Genomic DNA, 21,218 nt, shown 5'->3' on the forward strand with positions numbered 1-21,218 from the left:
TTGTTTTTACTAGGTTCTATATATGGCAACTCCAAAATACAAAGATCTACGCGACTTTATCCACATGCTGGAAGAGCGTGGCGAACTTAAGCGGATTAAACAGGAGATTGATCCTAATCTTGAAATGACAGAGATTAGTGACCGGACTCTAAAAGCGGGTGGTCCTGCGCTCTTGTTTGAAAACCCTAAGGGCTATGATTACCCCGTGTTGACTAACCTTTTCGGCACGCCGGAACGGGTTGCTATGGGCATGGGTGAAGACAGTGTTGTAGCTTTGCGAGAGGTTGGAAAGCTTTTAGCGCAATTGAAAGAGCCTGAGCCTCCAAAAGGAATGAAGGACGCGTGGGATAAATTGCCTATATTTAAACAGGTTTTGAATATGGGCCCTAAAGTCGTGAAAACAGCGGCTTGTCAGAAACATGTTATCGAAGGCGATGATGTGGATCTGAATAAATTACCTATTCAAACCTGCTGGCCTGGCGATGCCGCACCTTTAGTTACATGGCCATTGGTTATTACCCGTGGGCCTAATAAAGAGCGTCAAAACTTAGGTATTTACCGTCAGCAGCTGATTGCGAAAAATAAGTTGATCATGCGTTGGTTGGCTCATCGCGGCGGGGCGTTAGATTTTCGTGAATGGAAACAGGAGCACCCTGGTGAACCGTTTCCTATCGCGGTGGCTTTAGGCGCTGACCCAGCTACTATTCTTGGTGCAGTAACGCCGGTGCCTGATACCTTATCAGAATACGGTTTTGCCGGTTTATTGCGCGGTGGTAAAACTGAAGTGGTTAAGTGCTTAGGCAGTGACTTGCAGGTGCCCGCAAGTGCAGAGTTTATTTTAGAAGGTTATATTCAGCCAGATGAAATGGCTGATGAAGGCCCGTTTGGTGACCATACTGGGTATTATAATGAGGTAGATAGTTTCCCTGTTTTTACTGTTGAGCGTATTACTCATCGTAGTAATCCTATCTATCACAGTACCTATACAGGACGGCCGCCAGATGAACCCGCTATCTTGGGGGTGGCATTGAACGAAGTTTTTGTGCCTATTTTGCAAAAACAGTTTCCTGAGATTGTCGATTTCTATCTGCCACCAGAAGGCTGTTCGTATCGTATGGCAGTTGTGACGATCAAGAAGCAATACCCAGGGCACGCAAAGCGTATTATGTTAGGAGTTTGGTCTTTCTTACGCCAATTTATGTATACAAAATTTGTCATTGTTTGTGATGATGATGTGAATGCACGAGATTGGAATGATGTGATCTGGGCGATTACTACACGTATGGATCCCCAGCGCGATACAGTGATGATTGATAATACACCTATAGATTATCTTGATTTTGCATCGCCCGTTTCGGGGTTAGGCTCAAAGATGGGTATGGATGCCACCAATAAATGGGAAGGTGAAACCACTCGTGAGTGGGGCGTGCCGATTGAAATGGATTCTGAAGTACAGAAAAAAGTCGATGACCTGTGGGATGACCTAGGCATTCTGGATTGATTGATGGTTCATAAGATAGAGATCGAAAATATTGGCCGTATACTTATGGGTCAATCCGGCGAAACTTTATTGGAGAGTCTCTGGCGGCATGGCTATCAACTTCGAGTGGGTTGTAGAAATGGCGTTTGTGAAATATGTGAAGTTAGGCTGATAGATGGCGAGATTATTCAACATTACCCTGAAAAGCATCTGAAATTAAATAAAACAATAAATCAGATGTCAGAGGAAGTGCTTGCTTGTACATGTCGGCCTTTAAGCGACGTTAGGGTGAAAATAGAGGGGCTGCAATGCCCTGGAGAGCTACTAGTGAAAAAACTGCAATGTGATATTACAGCGATTGAAAAACTGAATGCAGATGTTTATCGGGTGCGCCTTCAGTTACCTGCTACAGCATCTATGTCTGCTGAGTTTTATGCAGGTCAATATTTAGATTTAATCCTACCTAATGGGAAGCAAGCATCGTTCTCAATAGGTTCTGCACCTGATCAGGGCCGTAACTTAGAGCTTCATATTCGCCACGTACCTAGTGGTGAGATGTCTAATGATATTATTCAGCATCTACAAAGCGCTAGTACGGTGGAAGTTGAAATCCCTAAGGGTGATTGTTATTTACAGGCGCATAAGATCAGTCCTGATACGCGATTAATTTTTGCGGCAGCAAGTACCGGTTTTGCACAAGTGAAGAGTGTGGTTGAACACCTTTTAGCTAATCAGTTTAGTAACCCTATCTATATTTATTGGGGGGCTCGAGTAGAGGATGATATCTATTTAGGTAATCTTCCTTTGCAGTGGGCAGCAGAGCATACCAATGTGCATTTTGAGCGGGTTGTGAGTGAATCTGAAAATAGTCCAAATTGGGCCGGGCGGGTTGGCCTGTTGCCTGAAGCTATTTTGGATGACTTTAATGATTTTGATAATGTAGAGATCTTTGCCAGTGGTTCGCCGGCGATGGTTTATGCCTTACTTGAAGCTTGTGAAGCGAAAGGTTTTAAGGAAGAGCATATGCACTCGGATGTTTTTGCTTACGCGCCAAGAAGTAAGTAAGAGTTCGGGATATTTGTTATCCACTATAAAAAAAGGGATGCAAAGCATCCCTTTTTTTATATGCGCTATTTTAATCGCTAAGCTTTTTCCTGTTCTGGCATAGGCAGTTCAGGTAGTCCCGATGCAACTAGATTAAGGTTCTGTTGTAATAGGGCTTGGGCACGTTCTCCATCACCTAAATGACGCAGTAGACGGGCTAATTCAGCTAAGGTTTCCGAGCTGGGGCTAAGTTCAAGACTGTGCTCAAAATACTTAACCGCTTGCCCCCAATGTTGATTCCGCATAGACAGTCGCCCTAAGGTTAGTTGTAAGCTTGGACTATCATCATGAGATTTTAGCCAACCACGTGCGGTATCTAATTGTTTCTTCGCGTTTTCACCGCTGAGGCGTCCATAGAGGTTCACTAATTGTTCATTCCAGTTACGCTTAATAAGATCTCTAAGGTTCTGTTCAGCACGCCCCTCTGCCCCAAGGGAGACAAGTAGTTCTGTGTAGCGTTGGACTAAGTCTCCATCTCGTGAAAGCTCACTGGGAAGATCGCTCCATGCTTTCCCTAATGCTTTGAGACGATCGTCATTGCTCGTTTCAACAGGGAGCTTGCTGACGCTTTCATCTAGTAACTGGCTATAGCACTCACGGCTAAGCTGAGTGAGCTTTTCATCATTTAGCGCTTGATGCTTGCGTAATACTGGAATGAGCTTAGATAGTGCCTGCCAGTCATTCAGGCGTAGGTAGATATCTTTTAGGAGCTTCATTACATAGGTATTCTTCGGCGCTAAAGTACGCAGGCGTAGAAGAGTGGCTAAGCAAGGTTCTAGCTGGCCGCGTGATAGCTGTATCTCTGCTTGAGATATAGCAACAGTCACTTCTGCTTCGGGCGTTGAGTTGCGTGCTTTTTGTAACAACTCGTCCGTTGCTTGTTCATTATTTTGTTCATGGGCTGCACGTGCGGCAGCTAAATAGTTGACTAAAGGTAGATCCGAGCGCTCTGCTGCTTGCGCTAGCTGTTTCTGGGCTTGAGCCCAGTTTCCTTCCGATAAAGAGGTCAGTCCTTTCAGCGTTTTACGGCGGCTAATTAGGTGGTTGCGATGATCTTTCCACGCTTTTAGTTTAGCTGTAGGTAATTTTGTATGGGTCAATACATTGATTATCCAATGCAAGAGGATAAAGGTAATGAGCAGGGCTACCAGTAGCACCCATAAGCTGGTTTCTATGGTGGTCTGATTATAGGCGATCAAGACATAACCGGAGTCCTGAATCATCAGTTCTCCGACAAAGGCGCCGGCCCCTAAAATAACTAATAGAATAAGGAACAAAATCTTCATTAGGATGCTCCCTGTTCCTTCAGTTTAGCCATCTGGGCTAAGTAGCCTTTAAGTGTGCGTAGCGAGCCTGAGATGTCAGGCATCTCAGCGGTAACTTTGACGCTTTGTAGTTCAGTAATGTTCTTTAGAAGGCTTTGGGTTGTACTGTCTTTCGCTTCAAAATAGGTAGAGATCCAGTCCTGTGCTTTTGCTAAGCTCGCGTCATAAGAGGCTTGTTTACGTTGCAGTAGCGCGAGTTGTGCCTGTTCCAGCATTAGATGCAGGTTTTGTTGCAGATAGTAGGATTGCTCAGGTGAGAGTAGTGGCTCAATTGGCTCGTCTCTATGTTGAATCACAACCAACTTATCAAGTTTATCGACAGCTTTACCCCATGATGCTTCTAGGCCAGCCGTCCAAGATTCAGAAACAGAATCGGGTGTGACTTCTTCCAGTAAGTCAGGTAGCTTGCGCTGCTCGGAAATAGGAATTAGGCGTAGGTTGGGCACTTGCTGGTTAAGGGCGTCTAATTTTAAAAATACCCCTTCAGTATCCAGTGCGGGTACGGCTTCTAAAGCCGCGATATCAGAGGCGAGGGCTTTGCGAACTTCATAGATCGAAACGTCATCCGTCTCTTTGAGTATTTTATCCGCAGATTTTAATAGCTTGATGGCACCATCAGTCGTTTGTTCCATCAATACGCGCTGGTTCGCTAAGCGCAAAAGGTATTCCACTTCGGCAAGTAACCAATCTTTACGGGAGGTGCTTTGTGTTGCGGTAACTTGCTGGATGCTTTTCGTTAAGCGGGCTTGAAGCTCATCAATATTATTCTTGTCAGCTTGGCTTTGTGCTTGTAACTGGCCAAGTTTTTGATTCATGCTGGCAAGAGATTGATCGATTGAACCTTGTGCAGCACTGAGTGAAGCGCTTACTTGGGCTTCAATGGCAGCGTTATTTTGTTCAACGTTGTTCGTTTGTTGAAGGGATAACCAGTAAAGATAGCCTGCGGCCCCGAGAGCAATAATCGATAGAGGAAGGGCTAATTTACCCGGCCATGTCGCTCGCTGTTTCTCTTTTTTTGTGAGCTTTTCGGCGGCGGCTTCATTGGCTGCAGCTGTTTTGTTTACTTCAGCACTTTTGACGGCTTCATCGATCGCCTCTTTGACCTCAGCGTCTTCAGCAGAAGGAGTCGTTTTGACCTGGTCCTTTGATTCCACTGCTACAACCTCTTCGGTTGTATCCTTTGTTGTCTCTTTAGCGGCCTCGTCTAACACTTCAGGAGTGTTAGTTTCTGGCGCTTCAGTGCTCTCTTCCTGTGGCGTTTTCTTCTTGTCGCTCATCTGTCGATTTCCGCAAAAGTCAGTTACTGCAACAAGGTGGTGATCATTGATTGATCATCAGGGCCTGCTGCTGTGGTTATTCTTGTGAATCCTGCTGATTCAGCGTCGTGCTTAATACGTTCACTTGGCACTATAAGATGGCATTTTAATAGTGAATCAGTGCTGAATTGTTGTTGGCTTCCTTTACCTATGCTCATCAAGTTGTGTAAACCTTCTCCACTACTGATAAGAATGGCATCAAGCTCATTGTTATATAAGGCTTCAGCAACCTCGCCATCATTGTATGTTGGTTGTTCACGGCGGTAGAGTTCAGCATAGCTAACCTCGGCGCCTCGTGCACGTAGTTCTTCGGCCAATTTTTCACGACCGCCTTCTCCGCGCATGATAAGCACCTTGTCTCCGCGAATGTTGTCGAGTGCTGGAGAGGCAAGCAGTGTCTCTGAATCGTAGCCTAATGGGCTGTGATAGGCATCTATACCATAGTTGCTTAGGGCGTTAGCGCTTTGCTTGCCTATAGCTAACCATTTTATGCCTATCGGGAGCTGTGGCCAATACTGATCAATCCAATCATAGCCGTTATGTACTGCATTTGGACTAACAAATATTAAATGCTGAAAGTTATCTAAATCTAATATTTTCTGTTTTAGAGCAGAGTAGTTAGTGTCAGATTCTGTGATCGGGCTAATTTTGAGCAGAGGGAAAGCGATAGGCTCCGCGCCATGGCTGCGGAGCGCTTGAATTAAATGTTGGGCCTGATGTAGTGGTCGAGTAACGAGTACTCTCAAGCCAGTTAGATGCTCTTTTTGCATAGTTTAAGCATTAGAAGCGTTATAAACAGCGTCTAAAATCTCTTTAGCGCCTGCAGTTAATAAGCGCTCGGCGACTGCGATACCCATAGCTTCCGCGTCTTCCGGTTTGCCTGTTTCTTCTTCTCTGAGAATAAGTGTGCCATCAGGTTTTGCCACTAAACCACGTAAATAAAGCTCGCTGTTATCATCATTAAGAGTGGCATAGCAGGCGATGGGTACTTGGCAGCCACCTTCTAAGCGTCGGTTCATAGCGCGCTCAGCGGTTACTCTCCATGTGGTTTCTTGGTCGTGTAGAGCTTGAAGTAGCTGTATTAACTCGGCATCATCCGTGCGGCACTCAATGCCAACGGCGCCCTGTCCTCCGGCTGGCAGGCTCACATCTACAGAGATTTCCGTGCGGATACGTTCTGGCATTTTTAGACGTAGAAGTCCTGCGGTTGCCAGAATGATTGCATCATACTCTCCGTCATCTAACTTACGTAAGCGAGTATTCACATTGCCGCGTAGCCAGTTGATCTTAAGGTCTGGACGTCTTTCCCTGATCTGTGCTTCGCGTCTAAGGGAAGATGTGCCAACGATAGCCCCTTCAGGAAGTTCATCAATACTGTTGTAGTTATTAGATACAAAGGCATCGGTAGGGCGTTCGCGTGGGCAGATAACGGCCAAACCTAAACCCTGAGGAAATTCCATCGGTACATCTTTCATGGAGTGAACAGCAATATCCGCTTCGCCCGATAGCATAGCTTCTTCTAGCTCTTTAACAAAAAGGCCTTTGCCGCCTACCTTTGCTAATGGAGCATCGAGTATTTTGTCGCCTTTAGAAACTATGCCTAAAATTTCAACATTGATGTCAGCATGGTGGCGTTCAAGTTCAGCTTTAACATACTCTGCCTGCCAAAGGGCAAGAGGGCTTTTTCGGGTCGCGATGCGGATTGTTCTGCTCATAAAAGTTGTCTCTAGTACGACATTTGGAATATTTATGGTCAATTGTATCAGATTGGCGTGCTTGATATAGCCGCGTGAAGTCAAAGGGCGTGATATAATGTTGCGCAAATTTACAGAGTTGGCCTGAATTAGGTTGCAGCATAAACTGAGTTAGTAGAGGTTTTCCCATGAGTGATAAAACCAACCAGCAGTGGGGTGGTCGTTTTAATGAGCCAACTGATGCGTTTGTAGCACGTTTTACAGCATCGGTAGAGTTTGATCAGCGCATGTATCTGCAGGATATTCGCGGTTCTATTGCTCATGCAAAAATGCTGACCCAAGCGGGCGTGTTAACAGAGCAAGAGCGTGATGACATTATTCGTGGTTTAGGTGAAATTCGCGTTGAGATTGAGCGGGGTGAGTTTGAGTGGTCTATTGCGCTGGAAGATGTGCACATGAACATAGAAGCTGCTCTAACTGCTAAAATCGGTATTACAGGTAAAAAGCTACATACGGGCCGTTCGCGTAATGATCAGGTGGCTACAGATATTCGTCTTTATCTACGCGATGAGATCGATCTTATCTTGCCGGAGATTACGCGTTTACAGCAAGGCTTGTTGACCTTGGCCGAAGGCGAGGCTGACACCATTATGCCTGGCTTTACGCACTTACAGACGGCTCAGCCGGTCACATTTGGTCATCACCTGCTAGCATGGTTTGAAATGTTAAGCCGCGATTACAGTCGTTTTGTTGATTGCCGTGAGCGTGTCAATATTATGCCTTTAGGTGCTGCTGCTTTAGCGGGCACTACTTACCCTATTCAGCGTGATTTAACCTGTGAGCTGCTTGGCTTTAGTGCACCGGCTGAAAACTCTTTAGATGCTGTATCCGATCGGGACTTTGCGATTGAATTCTGTGCCGCTTCTAGTGTGCTGTTAATGCATATGACACGTATGTCTGAAGAGTTAGTGTTATGGACATCGGCGCAGTTTAACTTCATTAACTTGCCGGATCGTTTCTGCACGGGCTCTTCTATTATGCCGCAGAAGAAAAATCCTGATGTACCTGAGTTAGTACGTGGTAAGAGTGGTCGAGTTTATGGTCATTTAATGAGTTTGTTAACTTTAATGAAGTCTCAGCCGTTGGCGTACAATAAAGATAATCAAGAAGATAAAGAGCCTCTGTTTGACACTATAGATACAGTGAAAGGTTGTTTGCGTGCGTTTGCCGATATGGTGCCGGCATTAGAATCGAAGAAAGAGAGTATGAGGGAAGCCGCGCTCCGTGGTTTTTCTACAGCCACTGATTTAGCTGACTATCTTGTTCGTAAAGGTATGCCGTTCCGTGATGCCCATGAGGTCGTGGGTAAATCCGTTGCTTATGGTATTGAGCAGAACAAAGATCTAGGTGAAATGAGCTTAGAAGAGTTAGTACAGTTCTCTGATACGATTGAGCAGGATGTATTTGAAGTGCTGAGTCTAGAAGGTTCTGTTGCAGCCCGTGACCATATTGGTGGCACTGCTCCTGATCAAGTTCGTGCGGCGGTTAAGCGTGGCCAGGCTAAGCTGGACCAGCGTAGCTAAATGCTTTTAATAGTTAAGAGCTTTTAGTCGATGGATCAGTCAAAAAAACGCACCTTTTAAAGTGCGTTTTTTTTGAAATTTCGTCTGATTGTTTACATACTCTGCCCTTAGTGAAAAAAGGGTGAGTGTTCCTAGCCAGACGGTTTCGCCTATTTGTTAAAGACAATATCGACCATTAAGTCGTTGGCAATGTTTTCAATAGATGTTTGAAGCTCATCAAGATCTAAGTCAGTGCTTGCTAATAGTTCGGCTTCTGCTTTAAAGAGCAGTTCAGCAGACATTGAGCCAGATACGAGTTCGGTAGTGAGGCGTTCAACGTTGACATGATGTTTTGCTAGCACGCTGGATATATCACGTACGATACCGGGTTTATCGTGACCGACAAGTTCTAAGGTGAACTGCTGCGTGGGAACGGTATTTTCTTGTGCGTCGGAGCGCTCTGCCGTAACTTTAAGCCCTTGAGACTCTAATGCTGATAAGTCATTGATTAACTGCTCAATGTTTTGCTTTGGAACTTCTGTAATTAGAATGCCTGCAAACTTTCCCGCTAAGCGCGACATGCCTGATTCAAGCCAGTTGCCGCTATTATTTGCGATGGTTTGTGCTAGCATCTCTACCAACCCAGGTTTATCAGGGCCGATGACTGTTAATACAAGAGATGTCATCATAATTCTGCTCCACTCTATTACATCATTATTTATTTTAAAAAGTACTATACCACTATGCTTGAAATAATCAGTGCCTTATGGCCCGTATTTGCGTTGATTCTATTGGGGTATGCTGCCAAAAAGGCGCAATTTCCAGGGGAGGATTTTTGGCGACAGGCCGAAAAAGCGACCTACTTTATTCTTTTCCCTACCTTGTTGGTTACGCGGTTATCAACAACGGATATGTCGGTGGTGGACTTGGGCGCCGTTGGCCTAACTATATTGTTAATGGTGTTGATCGCGAGTGCGTTAGCATTTTTAGTCAGGCTCTTTACTCAGTTTGATGCGGCGGGTTTCACTTCCCTTTATCAAGGCTCTGTCCGGTTCAATGTTTATGTAGGTTTAGCCGCCTCTGCAACGCTTTATGGGAGCTTAGGTCTTGCTGTAGGTGCTGTAGTGATGGCGATCATGATCCCGTTATTGAACCTTTGTTGTGTGTTGGTTTTCTCTGTTTTTACACATAAAAGTGGAAACATAAGCTCTATTTTTCTTGCCATTATTAAGAACCCTCTGATTATAAGTAGCTTGTTAGGGTTACTGCTTAACCAAACAGGGTTAGGTTTCCCTCTTATTTTAGAGCCTGTAGCTGAATTGTTGAGCCGGATGGCCTTGCCTTTAGGTTTGCTATCCGTTGGTGCTGGATTGAGTTTTAGAGTGCTGGTCAAAAGCGGTAAAGAGATCGCTTGGGCATCTATTATCAAGTTAGGCCTCATGCCGTTAATTGCGTTTGCGCTGTGTTTTGTTTTGGCTTTAGATCTGGAGAGCGCGGAGATTATTTGGTTGTACGCTGCGTTACCAACGGCAACTTCGTCTTATATATTGGCACGCCAGTTAGGCGGTGATGCACCGATGATGGCCGCTATTATTACTGGGCAGACGTTAATTTCGATGATTTCCATACCATTTATATTAATTTTCTTGTCTTTTTTGCAAAAATCATTATAAATCAGTAAGTAATTGGTACTTTCTATCTTTTTGGATTAAAGTTAAGACGTAACTTGCCGAAACGCTAATTTAAGTGATATTTCGCGAATAGTTGCAAAATATTTGAAATGTGAAAGACTACGCGCCAGTCATAAGATAAACGGGCGTTTATTTTATGCACGCTAAACCTTTATAGGCAGAGTAATGAAAAAAGGTCCAGATCTCGTATTGATATTAGTTGTTGTGTTTGTGCTAGGGTCAGTTATGACCGGTGTATCACATGCTGATTTCGAGCTCGCGTCATTATTTCAACAAGTATTTAATAGCTAATAACCCATTATGGGTAGTTGTTAGTATCTGTGATAATTGAGGACAAAGGGATATCCCAGTTTTCCGTGGGTAGCTCTTTCACTTTCTGAATTTCATGAGCCAGCCCTATTAGTTTGGGTCCTGTTAGTCCTTTTCTGGATGCCTTAAAGCTAAAAGTACGGTCATAATAGCCGCCGCCCATCCCCATCCGATTGCCTTTTTCGTCGAACGCTACCAGCGGTAGTAGAACCAAATCTAAAGCCCAGGCAGCCCGTCTATGATGAGGGATAAGTTTAGGTTCTTTAATGCCATAAATATTTTTGATCATCTCTGTCTTTGGTGTGTAAGGCACAAACCATAAGCGGTTATGTAAGACCGGATGTAATACTGGCAGATATACGCGTTTACCTAGTTTCCAGCATAAGCGAATGAGAGGTTCAGGATTGATTTCGCCATCATTAGGTAAATACATGGCAATATTTTTGGCGCGACGGAAATCAGTTCTATGGCGAATATTTGTTAGCAATAGCTGTGAAGCTTGTTGCTGTTGGCGGAGGGTGAGTGATCGCCTTAAGGTGCGAATGTGCTGGCGAAGTTGTTTGCGGTTATTCATCACTAAATAAAGAAGATCCCCAAGGTGCCGACGTCGGTTATGGCCCTGAACCCGAAGGTTCAAGGAGGGGGTTACTGAGTAACGTTAGGCTTCCCGATAAATCGGACATGCACACCAGAAACTACGAGTAACCTCCAAAAGTGTGGTTATCGGCTCGAGGGACGTAACTAACAACCGAACACCCCAGGGCATATGTTCATTATACGCCTTCTAGTTTGACTGTCAGGTCTTGTAATAAAATTAATTTATGTTAGCTGCTATGTAACTGTATGTATTTTAAGCAAAATGACGAAATATGAAAAAAATTCAAGCGTGCCTTTATGGTTTAGGGTGTTTCATCTGTGTTTAAGGCGTTACTGCTGTTCTGTAATGCAGCATCAATTTTGTTACCTAAATGGCGAATCCGTTGTTCAACGTTACTATTGACCTCTTGACGAGATTGTAGCAACTCATGGGCAAGGTTTAAGGCTGCCATCACAGCTATTCGCTCTAGTCCTAGTACTTTCCCAGATTTTCGGATGTCCCGCATTTTCTCATTGAGCAAGTCAGCAGAAGCGAGAAGTTCGGCTTCTGCGTCAGCTGGGCAGTTAAAGCTGAACTCTTTGTCTAATAAGCTAATGGATACGGTTTGAGAATCTGCATGACTCATCTATTTTGCTCCAAGGCTTTAAGGCGAACAATCATTGCTTTGATTTTGCTCTGGGTTTGTTCGTTAATTTGAGTTAGCTGCGCGCGCTCTTCCTTCAGCGTTTGCTCGCGCTCACGTAGTTGAGCGTTTTCCCGCTCGAGTGTTGTACAGCGCTCAAGTATCTGATCAACTTTCTTTTCTAGCGCGTCAAAATAATGCTCGGCCATGCAGAATCGAGACTCCTAAACCTTTTTAAACCTGCTTTTTTCGTCGGTAAATGTTAATTCTTTAGAAGCGCAGCTTTATTCTTCTCTGCAGGACTATAATCAGCCGTTGCCTATGGGTCAATGACGCTGCACCTGATTCACGGAAATGCTAGGATTAGCATCATGTTAATATTGATGGACTTTATTCATGTCTTTAGAAAATGTACCGGTAGATCTGCCTGATTTTGAGCTTGTGGCTAATATGTTTGTTGAGGAGGGTGTACGTGTTGTTTCACCCTCAGAATTACATGGTTTGATCTCTGGGCACTTAGCTGCTGGGGCTCGTTTACAACCGACCATGTTGCTGCAGACTGCGTGTGAGTTGTTGGATCTTGACTCACTGTCTCAGGAGAGTAGTAAAGTAACCTTAGTTAATTTGTATTCGGCGACATGTGAGGCATTAGAAAGTTTGGATCTAGATTTCGAAATGTTGCTTCCTGACGACGAAAATGAAATATCCCAACGTGCTGATGCTTTAGGTCGTTGGTGTCAGAGTTTTCTAGGTGGATTTGGTTTGTACGGTAAGCACACTGATGCTTCATTATCCACTGAGGCTAAAGAAACGTTGAATGATTTAGGGCAGATTGCTCAAATCTCGATTGATGTTGAAGAGTTGGACGAGAATGAGTCTGATCTGATGGAAGTGCAGGAGTATGTCCGAATGGCTGTGCTTATGCTTTTCACTGAATGTAATCAAGCGGTTGAAAATAAAGAAAAAGCGTTCGCGCAAGTTCAGCCGGAAAATAGCAGGTTGCACTAAATGAAAATTAGTTTGGAACAGTTTGCTCAGCGACGAGAGCAGCTGATGGATAAGATGCTACCAGGTAGCATCGCCATTATTCCTGCAGCGCAGATGAAGCAGCGAAATAGTGATGTTGAATATCCTTTTCGGCAGGATAGTCATTTTTATTACCTAACCGGTTTTAATGAGCCTGATGCAGTTTTGCTGTTAATTCCAGGGCGTACCGCCGGTGAATCGGTCATGTTTTGTCGTGGGCGCGACAAGTTGATGGAAATTTGGAATGGTTATCGTGCTGGCCCTGAAGGGGTTGTGGCGGATTATAATATTGCTGAAGCACATACCATTGACGAGATCGACACGCTGTTGCCTGCGCTTCTTGATGGCATCTCACGTATCTATTACTCCATTGGTCGAGATGAGGATTTAGATCAGCAGGTTAGGCACTGGTTAAACCTTATTCGTCAAAATGTACGTAAAGGCGCTGTAGCGCCTTCTGAATTAGTGATGATTGACCAGCTGTTAAATGAGATGCGGTTGATAAAAACTGATGCAGAGCAAGCTGTAATGCGTGAAGCGGGAGAGATCTCGGCTCAAGGGCATATTAAGGCGATGCAGATCTGTAAGCCTGGGATGATGGAGTATCAGCTAGAGGCTGAAATTTTACATAGCTTCGCTATGCAAGGTTGTCGTCAACCTGCTTATTCAACCATTGTTGGTGGCGGTACTAATGCGTGTGTGTTGCATTATATAGAGAATGATCAAGTTCTTAATGATGGCGACCTTGTTCTTATTGATGCAGGCTGCGAACTAGATTGTTATGCCGGTGATATTACGCGTACTTTCCCTGTAAATGGGCGTTTCAATGCAGAGCAGAAAGCGCTTTATCAGTTGGTTTTAGATGCACAAAAAGCGTGTATAGATCTTGCAAAGCCGGGAACGCTTTGGGATGAGGTACATGAGAAATCGGTTCAAGTTTTAACGCAGGGATTGATTGATCTAGGGCTATTAAAAGGCTCTTTAGAAGACGAGATAGACGGGGGCGGCTACCGAGATTTTTACATGCATCGTGTAGGGCATTGGTTAGGTATGGATGTACATGATGTAGGGGATTACAAAGTTGATGGACAATGGCGACCTCTGCAGTCGGGTATGGTGATGACCGTTGAGCCGGGTATCTATGTAGCGGCTGATAATGAGAAGGTTGAGCCCCGTTGGCGCGGTATTGGGATACGCATTGAAGATGATGTGCTGATTACCGAACAAGGTTGTGAAATTTTAACGGCGTCAGTACCTAAAGAAATTGATGAAATTGAAGCGTTGATGGCCTCTGCATGAAGCAGCATTACGACATAGTGATAATCGGTGGCGGGATGGTGGGTGCGAGCTTAGCTTGCTCTCTACTGTCTGTTGCAGAGGAGCTGGATCTCAATATAGCTGTTGTTGAGAGTACACCTTTGCCTGCAAAAGGTTCTCTCACTTATCAGCCTAGTTATGATGCAAGGTCTACAGCTTTGGCTTATGGCAGCCGTTCAATTTATGAGGCAATGGGTGTCTGGGATCGCTTAAAAAAGCATGTATCGCCGATAAGTGATATTCATGTTTCAGATAAAGGCCGTTTTGGTATCACTCGGTTGAATGCCCAGCAAGAAGGTGTGCCTGCATTAGGTTATGTTGTTGAAAACCAATGGCTAGGCCATGTGCTGCTTGAGCATTTGCAGCAAGCGGATCAGTCTAACATTGATTTCATTTGCCCCGCTGAAGTGACCAATGTTCGCAGTGGCGCAGAAATAATGGGGGTCACTGTACTTTATCAAGAACAGAGTATAGAGCTGAGCTGTGAATTGGTTGTCATGGCGGATGGTGGACGTTCTTCGTTACGCGAGTCTATGGGGGTTAGTTATACTCAAAAGGCTTATGATCAGCATGCGATCGTCACCAATATTAGCGCCGATCAGCCCAATGGAGGTGTTGCTTATGAGCGTTTCACTGATAGTGGGCCGATGGCATTGTTGCCCTTGAATAATGATGATGGGGATAACCGCAGCGCATTAGTGTGGACTGTACCGGATGATATGATTGAAGAGTTGCTTGGTTTAGATGACCAAAGCTTCATTGAGCGCTTACACGAGCGATTCGGTTACCGAGCTGGTAATTTTATTAAAGTCGGTCAGCGATCTTCCTATCCTTTGAAGTTGACCTTAGCGGATGAACAGGTAAGGCGAGGCCTCGTAGTATTAGGTAATGCTGCCCATGCACTGCACCCTATAGCAGGGCAAGGTTATAATCTCGCATTACGGGGTGTTGCTGCTTTGGCGGATAAATTAATTCAAGCTCGAAAAGACAAACAGAACTTGGGTGATTTAGCGCTTTTGCAAACGTTTTATGAGCAACAACGATTAGATCAGACACGTACGGTAGTTTTTAGTGACCAAACGATGAAGCTGTTCTCTAATCATAACCCGTTGTTAGCGACCGGTAGGAGTGTAGCGCTCCAGCTGTTAGATATATGCCCCGCAGCAAAAACCTTATTTGCCCGCAGTGCGATGGGGCTTGATATACCGGCTCCAAAGCTGAAATAGGAATATGTCGATGTCAGAACAGATTCAAGTGGATGTAGTGATTGTTGGAGCGGGCATGGTCGGTTTGACCTTAGCGGCGGGACTTGCATCGAATGATCTGAATATTCTTATCCTTGAGCAACGCATAGATAGCTTGTTAGATATCGATGCAGTACTGCATGCGCAGACACAAGGTTTCGACCCAAGAGTGAGTGCCTTGACTTGCGCATCTCAGCAGATTTTGACCTCTGTAGGTGCTTGGCAATATATGCAAGATTGTCGCATCAGCCCCTATGAATTTATGGATGTATGGGATGGAGAAGGCACTGGGCATATACATTTTTCCGCTCAAGACCTACATGAGCCTGTACTCGGACACATAGTCGAGAACCGTGTAACACTTGCTGCGCTCCATAAGGTTATAAAGCAAGCTAATAATATTGAGCTTGAACTGGGTGTAAGTGTTGTTGAACTTTCCAATAGTGAAGATGGTTGTCGAAGTATTAGTTTGGATGATGGGCGCGTTATTAAGGCTTCGCTAGTGGTTGCTGCTGATGGAGCGCTATCCAAAACACGTCAAATGGCTGGGATTCCTATGTGGGAATGGGATTATGGCCATGATGCAATTGTGACTACAGTCAAAACAGAAAGGCAGCATGGCGAAACGGCTTGGCAACGTTTTACTGAGGATGGGCCTTTGGCCTTCTTGCCTTTAAGTAGTGATGATCGTGAACATTACTGCTCTATTGTTTGGTCAACATCGCCTCTTCATGCAAAAACACTGATGGCATTAGATGATAAAGATTTTTGTGTTGAGCTTGAGCGGGCCTTTGAGCAGCGTTTAGGTCAGATTCTATCTGTGGATAAACGTTTTTCTTTTCCGTTAAAGCAGCGCCATGCTAAGCGCTATGTGGAACAAAATTTTGCGGCTATTGGTGACGCTGCACATACTATACATCCGTTAGCTGGGCAGGGAGTGAATTTAGGTTTAATGGATGCTGCTCAGCTGGTGGATACGTTGCTTGAGGCGAAAAATCGAGGCGAGAGTATTGGCAGTGAAAACGTTTTAAAGCGTTTTCAGCGTGCGAGACGTACAGAAAATCTTCAAATGTCCGCTGCAATGGAGGGCTTTAAGCGCTTGTTTGATAACGAGCAGCCTTTATTGCGATTGGCACGAAATATGGGGATGAATCTTCTAGATCAGTTAGCTCCTATAAAAAACCATATTGTTCAGGATGCTATGGGATTATCTGGGAATCTACCTACACTGGCAAAACGGCCAATTAAAGAGTAAATGTATAGACTGTGAGATGGTTGTGAGGAGGTCTCTACTATAGTTGCAGAGATGTTTTTAGCCCAAAGATTGAACTAAAGTGAAAATCCCTATAAATTGTCATCCCTTTTTTGCTTTTTAAGCTCTTTTGATATTTATCTATGCTTGAAAATGCAATGAACATTAAAGAGCGGTATTGGTCATCGCCAGGCTATAGAGCGATTTGATTGATGTGCCAAGCCCTTAATAAGAGTTAATAGAATGGGTAGTAAAACAGCACTATACGAAAAGCATCAGGAAATGGGTGCTAAACTTGTTGATTTTGGTGGTTGGGATATGCCCATCCATTATGGTTCTCAGGTTGATGAGCATCATCAGGTGAGAACTGCATCAGGTATGTTTGACGTTTCCCATATGACGGTTGTAGACGTTACCGGAACTGATGCTAAAGAATATTTGCGTTACCTACTTGCTAACGATGTTGTGAAGCTACAGGAAAAAGGCAAAGCGCTATATAGCGGTATGTTAAATGATAATGGTGGTGTTATTGATGACCTTATTGTTTACCTTATGACTGAGCCAGGTGTTTCAGGTGAATGGTTCCGCATTGTTGTTAACTGTGCAACTCGAGAGAAAGATCTGCGTTGGATGGCTGATCATACAGCGGGATTCGATGATGTTGCGTTAACTGAGCAACCAGATCTTGCTATGATTGCCATTCAAGGCCCTAAAGCGATAGAGCTTAGTAAACAGACCGTAGGGGAATCGCGCGCTAAATTGATTGACCAATTGAGTGTGTTTCAGGGACTCGAATCTGAAGGCTGGTTTATTGCGAGAACAGGCTACACTGGTGAAGATGGATTGGAAATCATGTTGCCAGAAGATGAAGCAGCCAAATTTTGGCAGGCGTTGTCGGATAATGGTGTAAAGCCTTGTGGTTTAGGCGCACGTGATACGCTGCGTCTAGAAGCTGGCATGAATCTATATGGCTCAGATATGGATGAGACGATCTCTCCATTAGCGGCTAATATGGGTTGGACGATCGCGTGGGAACCTGAAGATCGCAAATTTATCGGTCGAGAAGCCCTTGAAGCACAAAAAGCGAGCGGCGTAACTGATAAACTTGTTGGCTTAGTTATGGAGTCTAGAGGTGTATTGAGAGCCCATCAAAAAGTTATTGTTGATGGTGTAGGGGAAGGTGAGATCACAAGTGGTTCTTTCTCTCCAACCTTAGGTTTTTCTGTTGCTATGGCGCGAGTGCCAGCCGCAACAGGAGAGCAGGCGGATGTGGAAATTCGTGGAAAACGAGTACCTGTTCGTGTGTTAAGACCATCATTTGTTCGAAACGGCAAGAAAGTTTTCGATTAAGAAATTAGATAAGAACTAAGACCTCAAGGGTAGGAAATAAACATGAGTAACATCCCATCTGAACTGAAATACGTTGCTAGTCATGAATGGATCCGCGTCGAAGGTGACGGTATCGTTACTATTGGTGTAACTGACCACGCTCAGGATTTGCTGGGTGATGTGGTTTTTGTTGAACTACCTGAGGTAGGCGCTGAGCTTGCGGGTGGTGACGAAGCGGGTGTTGTTGAGTCCGTTAAAGCTGCTTCTGATGTATATGCACCATTAAGCGGTGAAATTGTTGCTATCAATGAAGAGTTAGAAGACTCGCCAGAGCTTGTTAATTCCGATCCTTATGGTGATGGCTGGTTCTTTAAGATCAAGCTAAGCGATACTGAAGAATTAAATGATCTATTAGATGCGGAAGGTTATACAGGTCTTTGTGAATCAGAAGCCTAAGCGTATAGCCCTATAAGCCTACGGAACCTTAGGTTCTGTACAAGTTAAATTATTGTCCCGGCTCTATGCCGGGATAATTGTTTATAAAAACTGTCCATAAATGCTGGAAAAACATGTCACTGCAAACACTAAAACTTAATAGTGGCGCTGAGCGTCGTCTTCGGGGTGGTCATCTTTGGATCTACAGTAACGAGGTAGATAATCGTGCTACACCTTTAAAAAGCTTTGCTCCAGGCGAACAGGTGATTGTTGAAACGGATAAAGGTAAGCCCTTAGGTGTGGCTTATGTGAATCCAAATACGTTGATTTGTGGCCGTATTGTTAGTCGTGATTTGAAATATAAGCTGGACCGATCTTTGATCATCCATCGTTTAAAAGTTGCACTTTCCTTGCGTGAAAGTTGTTTTAGCGATGACTGTTATCGTCTGGTTTTTGGCGACAGTGATGGCTTACCGGGTTTAGTTATTGATCGTTTCTATGACATTTTTGTTGTGCAGATATCCACAGCGGGGATGGAAGCGGTATTGGATGAGATCATAGAGTCGCTCAATAAGGTGTTTACGCCTAAAGCTATTTTGCTGCGAAATGATGGCAAAATGCGCGATATGGAAGGTCTTGAAACCTACACGGAGGTTGTACAAGGGGATATTCCTGAGTTGTGCCCTCTGATGGAGAACTCGGTCTCTCTTTTAGCGCCACTACAGAAAGGGCAAAAAACAGGCTGGTTTTATGATCATCGTAACAACCGTGCGCAGATGCAGCGTCATGTTGAGGGCAAACGTGTGCTTGACCTGTTCAGTTACGTTGGCGGCTGGGGAGCGCAAGCGCTTGCAGCGGGTGCATCCCAAGCGATTTGTGTTGATGCTTCTCATTTTGCGTTGGAAGTTGCGGCAGAAAATGCACGTATAAATAATGCAGCGGATCGTTTTGAAGGTTTCCATGGTGATGCATTTGATATTTGTAAGTCGCTGATCGCCGATAAAGAAAAATTTGATATGGTTGTTCTTGATCCTCCTGCGTTTATCCAGAAGAAAAAGGATATACGTAATGGTGAGCGTGCTTATGCGCGAATGAATAATTTTGCGATGCGTTTGCTGAAAAAAGATGGAATCTTAGTGTCTGCATCTTGCTCTATGCACCTTGAACGTCAGCGCTTAGTTGAGATTATTCGTAGTAACAGTCGTGAACTGGATCGTAATGCACAGATTTTTGATCAGGGCCATCAAGGCGCTGATCATCCTGTGCATCCTGCAATTCCTGAAACTGATTACCTGAAATCTTTCTTTGTTCGGGTTTTACCATCTTCATAAATCAAAGGGGTATAGGCTTTGCGTTATAACCGATTAGGAAATACGGATCTCAATGTGAGTGCTATCTGTCTAGGTACTATGACATTTGGCAGTGATCAAAGCGAAGCTGAAGCGTTTGAGCAGATGGATTATGCCTTTGAGAAAGGTGTTAACTTTCTTGATGGCGCGGAAATGTATCCCATTCCAACCTCACCTCAATATCAGGGACGTAATGAGGAGATTATTGGGAGCTGGCTGAAAGCTCGTCAAAACCGTGAACAAATGGTTGTTGCTACTAAAGTGACCGGCCCGGGTGATATGGTGAGTTATCTCCGTCCTGATATGGCGCTAGATAGCCGTAATATCCGCGAAGCAGTCACGAATAGCCTTAAACGTTTACAAACGGATTATATCGATCTTTACCAGATTCACTGGCCTGATCGAGCCGCTAATTTTTTTGGTCAGTTGAATTATAAGCATCAGCCAGAAAAAGATGGTACGCCGTTGCTCGAAACATTGGACGTGATGAGCGAATTGGTGAAAGAGGGTTTGATTCGTCATGTTGGTTTATCTAATGAAACTGCGTGGGGAACTATGAAGTTTTTGCAGTTAGCTGAACAGCATGGCCTGCCTAAGTGTGTGTCGGTACAGAACCCTTTTAATCTACTTAATCGCAGTGTTGAAGTAGGTCTGACTGAGGTGCTACATCGAGAGGAGGTGTCCCTATTACCATATTCGCCATTAGGTTTTGGTGTGTTGAGTGGTAAATATCTTGGAAATGCCCGTCCTGAAGAGGCAAGGTTGACCCGTTATCCTGTGTTTGCCCGTTATTTGAATGAGCAAGGGCAGTTAGCAACGCAGGCCTACGTTGATTTAGCGCGCCAGTATGATCTTGATCCGGCCACTATGGCTCTAGCTTGGGTAAACAGTCGCGATTTTGTATCGAGCAATATTATAGGGGCGAGCAATATAGCGCAGCTAAAAAATAATATTGATTCTATCGACGTTGATCTAAGCAGTGAATTACTTGCTGCCATTGAGGAAATTAATGTTCGTTTCCCTAACCCTTGCCCATAGTTGTTAGGTTATCTTAGAGCAACGTCCTGTTGCTCTAATCTCTTTTTTATTGCCATTTGTAAGTTTTTTGCCAGACTTTGTTTAGTGATAAGACAAATAAGGTGATCTTATGTTGCAAGTAAAAGACGCTATGTATCCCGTTAGTCGCCCACTTAGAACTGATATGTCGTTGGTTTATGCTGTAGAGACGATACTTGAATCGGGCTATCTGGGGTTGCCGGTGGTGGATGTTGATTCAATAGTCGTGGGTTTTTTGTCTGAATTTGACTGTCTGCCCCATCTGTTAAGGGATAGCTACCACTGCGATAGTCATGTGACGGTTGAGACGTTAATGCAGAAAAATCCGCTAGTGGTGTCGCCGACTATGAGTATTGTTGATCTTGCCCAGCAGATGGCTCTAGATAAACCTAAGGTTTATGCGGTTGTGGAACAAGGTAAATTGCTAGGTGTAATAACGCGAAGTATGCTGATGAAGACGTTAAACGAGGCTCTGAAGCAGTGTAATGCGGTAGCGTGATGTTTATCTA

Annotated in this window: 22 protein-coding genes and 1 other RNA gene; 14 read left to right on the forward strand and 9 right to left on the reverse strand. The window is 44.4% G+C overall.

What is annotated here, in order from left to right; translation table 11 throughout:
* Positions 1-22: 22 nt before the first annotated feature.
* Both ubiD and Q4486_RS12205 read left to right on the forward strand, forming a co-directional pair.
* Positions 23-1,501 carry a 4-hydroxy-3-polyprenylbenzoate decarboxylase gene (gene ubiD / locus Q4486_RS12200; RefSeq protein WP_303519608.1) on the forward strand — a complete coding sequence of 493 codons (1,479 nt, stop codon included), beginning with the start codon at positions 23-25 and terminating at the stop codon, positions 1,499-1,501.
* A gap of 3 nt (positions 1,502-1,504) precedes the next feature.
* Positions 1,505-2,545 (forward strand): FAD-binding oxidoreductase, encoded by a 1,041-nt coding sequence (locus Q4486_RS12205; RefSeq protein WP_303519609.1) that lies wholly within the window; start codon positions 1,505-1,507, stop codon positions 2,543-2,545.
* A 77-nt stretch (positions 2,546-2,622) separates the two neighbouring features.
* On the opposite strand, the gene Q4486_RS12210 is transcribed toward Q4486_RS12205, so the two are convergent.
* Genes Q4486_RS12210 through hemC form a run of 4 tightly spaced genes read right to left on the reverse strand, consistent with a single transcriptional unit; the run spans position 2,623 to position 6,940 of the window.
* Complete coding sequence (locus tag Q4486_RS12210) at positions 2,623-3,870, reverse strand: heme biosynthesis HemY N-terminal domain-containing protein (protein WP_303519610.1); 1,248 nt, start codon at positions 3,868-3,870, stop codon at positions 2,623-2,625.
* Complete coding sequence (locus tag Q4486_RS12215; protein WP_303519613.1) at positions 3,870-5,186, reverse strand: uroporphyrinogen-III C-methyltransferase; 1,317 nt, start codon at positions 5,184-5,186, stop codon at positions 3,870-3,872. Before Q4486_RS12215 ends, Q4486_RS12210 begins: the two co-directional genes overlap by 1 nt.
* A 23-nt stretch (positions 5,187-5,209) precedes the next feature.
* Positions 5,210-5,995 (reverse strand): uroporphyrinogen-III synthase, encoded by a 786-nt coding sequence (locus tag Q4486_RS12220; RefSeq protein WP_303418132.1) that lies wholly within the window; start codon positions 5,993-5,995, stop codon positions 5,210-5,212.
* Positions 5,996-5,998: 3 nt separating this feature from the next.
* Positions 5,999-6,940 (reverse strand): hydroxymethylbilane synthase, encoded by a 942-nt coding sequence (hemC, locus tag Q4486_RS12225; RefSeq protein ID WP_303418131.1) that lies wholly within the window; start codon positions 6,938-6,940, stop codon positions 5,999-6,001.
* Positions 6,941-7,107: 167 nt separating this feature from the next.
* Here hemC and argH point away from each other — a divergent pair, with 167 nt between their 5' ends.
* On the forward strand, positions 7,108-8,502 hold the full coding sequence (gene argH, locus Q4486_RS12230) for an argininosuccinate lyase (RefSeq protein ID WP_303418130.1): 1,395 nt from the start codon (positions 7,108-7,110) through the stop codon (positions 8,500-8,502).
* 149 nt (positions 8,503-8,651) lie between these two features.
* Here the strand turns inward: argH and Q4486_RS12235 are convergent, their stop codons facing one another.
* Positions 8,652-9,170: a glycine cleavage system protein R gene (locus Q4486_RS12235; protein WP_303418129.1), complete on the reverse strand. Its 519-nt coding sequence runs from the start codon at positions 9,168-9,170 to the stop codon at positions 8,652-8,654.
* Positions 9,171-9,224: 54 nt separating this feature from the next.
* Between Q4486_RS12235 and Q4486_RS12240 the strand changes: the two genes are divergently transcribed.
* On the forward strand, positions 9,225-10,154 hold the full coding sequence (locus tag Q4486_RS12240; protein ID WP_303519615.1) for an AEC family transporter: 930 nt from the start codon (positions 9,225-9,227) through the stop codon (positions 10,152-10,154).
* Between the two features lie 183 nt (positions 10,155-10,337).
* Positions 10,338-10,463, forward strand: a complete 126-nt coding sequence (locus Q4486_RS12245; RefSeq protein ID WP_269454483.1) for a hypothetical protein — start codon at positions 10,338-10,340, stop codon at positions 10,461-10,463.
* Between the two features lie 7 nt (positions 10,464-10,470).
* Here Q4486_RS12245 and Q4486_RS12250 read toward each other — a convergent pair whose 3' ends face one another.
* From Q4486_RS12250 to Q4486_RS12265, 4 genes are all read right to left on the reverse strand, one after another.
* A complete protein-coding gene (locus tag Q4486_RS12250; protein ID WP_303418297.1) occupies positions 10,471-11,055 on the reverse strand; it encodes a 5-formyltetrahydrofolate cyclo-ligase in 585 nt (194 codons plus the stop codon).
* Positions 11,056-11,067: 12 nt separating this feature from the next.
* A non-coding RNA gene (ssrS, locus tag Q4486_RS12255) (6S RNA) lies at positions 11,068-11,248 on the reverse strand.
* A gap of 132 nt (positions 11,249-11,380) precedes the next feature.
* Positions 11,381-11,704: a cell division protein ZapA gene (locus Q4486_RS12260; RefSeq protein WP_303418126.1), complete on the reverse strand. Its 324-nt coding sequence runs from the start codon at positions 11,702-11,704 to the stop codon at positions 11,381-11,383.
* Positions 11,701-11,910, reverse strand: coding sequence for a TIGR02449 family protein (locus Q4486_RS12265; protein ID WP_303418124.1), 210 nt, complete (start codon positions 11,908-11,910; stop codon positions 11,701-11,703). Before Q4486_RS12265 ends, Q4486_RS12260 begins: the two co-directional genes overlap by 4 nt.
* A gap of 187 nt (positions 11,911-12,097) precedes the next feature.
* Here Q4486_RS12265 and Q4486_RS12270 point away from each other — a divergent pair, with 187 nt between their 5' ends.
* From Q4486_RS12270 to Q4486_RS12310, 9 genes are all read left to right on the forward strand, one after another.
* The gene (locus tag Q4486_RS12270) at positions 12,098-12,709 is read left to right on the forward strand and encodes a UPF0149 family protein (RefSeq protein ID WP_303418122.1); all 612 of its coding nucleotides are present in this window, start codon (positions 12,098-12,100) and stop codon (positions 12,707-12,709) included.
* On the forward strand, positions 12,710-14,026 hold the full coding sequence (gene pepP, locus Q4486_RS12275; RefSeq protein ID WP_303519616.1) for a Xaa-Pro aminopeptidase: 1,317 nt from the start codon (positions 12,710-12,712) through the stop codon (positions 14,024-14,026).
* Positions 14,023-15,270, forward strand: coding sequence for a 2-octaprenyl-6-methoxyphenyl hydroxylase (gene ubiH / locus Q4486_RS12280; RefSeq protein ID WP_303519618.1), 1,248 nt, complete (start codon positions 14,023-14,025; stop codon positions 15,268-15,270). The genes pepP and ubiH overlap by 4 nt, the downstream gene beginning before the upstream one ends.
* 10 nt (positions 15,271-15,280) lie before the next feature.
* The gene (locus tag Q4486_RS12285) at positions 15,281-16,543 is read left to right on the forward strand and encodes a UbiH/UbiF/VisC/COQ6 family ubiquinone biosynthesis hydroxylase (protein ID WP_303418116.1); all 1,263 of its coding nucleotides are present in this window, start codon (positions 15,281-15,283) and stop codon (positions 16,541-16,543) included.
* Between the two features lie 240 nt (positions 16,544-16,783).
* The gene (gene gcvT / locus Q4486_RS12290) at positions 16,784-17,890 is read left to right on the forward strand and encodes a glycine cleavage system aminomethyltransferase GcvT (protein WP_303418114.1); all 1,107 of its coding nucleotides are present in this window, start codon (positions 16,784-16,786) and stop codon (positions 17,888-17,890) included.
* A gap of 42 nt (positions 17,891-17,932) precedes the next feature.
* Complete coding sequence (gene gcvH / locus Q4486_RS12295) at positions 17,933-18,325, forward strand: glycine cleavage system protein GcvH (protein ID WP_067862951.1); 393 nt, start codon at positions 17,933-17,935, stop codon at positions 18,323-18,325.
* 113 nt (positions 18,326-18,438) lie between these two features.
* Positions 18,439-19,635 carry a class I SAM-dependent rRNA methyltransferase gene (locus tag Q4486_RS12300; protein ID WP_303418111.1) on the forward strand — a complete coding sequence of 399 codons (1,197 nt, stop codon included), beginning with the start codon at positions 18,439-18,441 and terminating at the stop codon, positions 19,633-19,635.
* 18 nt (positions 19,636-19,653) lie between these two features.
* The gene (locus Q4486_RS12305; protein WP_303519619.1) at positions 19,654-20,691 is read left to right on the forward strand and encodes an NADP(H)-dependent aldo-keto reductase; all 1,038 of its coding nucleotides are present in this window, start codon (positions 19,654-19,656) and stop codon (positions 20,689-20,691) included.
* Between the two features lie 109 nt (positions 20,692-20,800).
* On the forward strand, positions 20,801-21,208 hold the full coding sequence (locus Q4486_RS12310; RefSeq protein WP_303418106.1) for a CBS domain-containing protein: 408 nt from the start codon (positions 20,801-20,803) through the stop codon (positions 21,206-21,208).
* Positions 21,209-21,218: the final 10 nt, after the last annotated feature.

It is taken from the genome of Neptuniibacter sp. 2_MG-2023 (assembly GCF_030547495.1).
GTDB lineage: Bacteria > Pseudomonadota > Gammaproteobacteria > Pseudomonadales > Balneatricaceae > Neptuniibacter.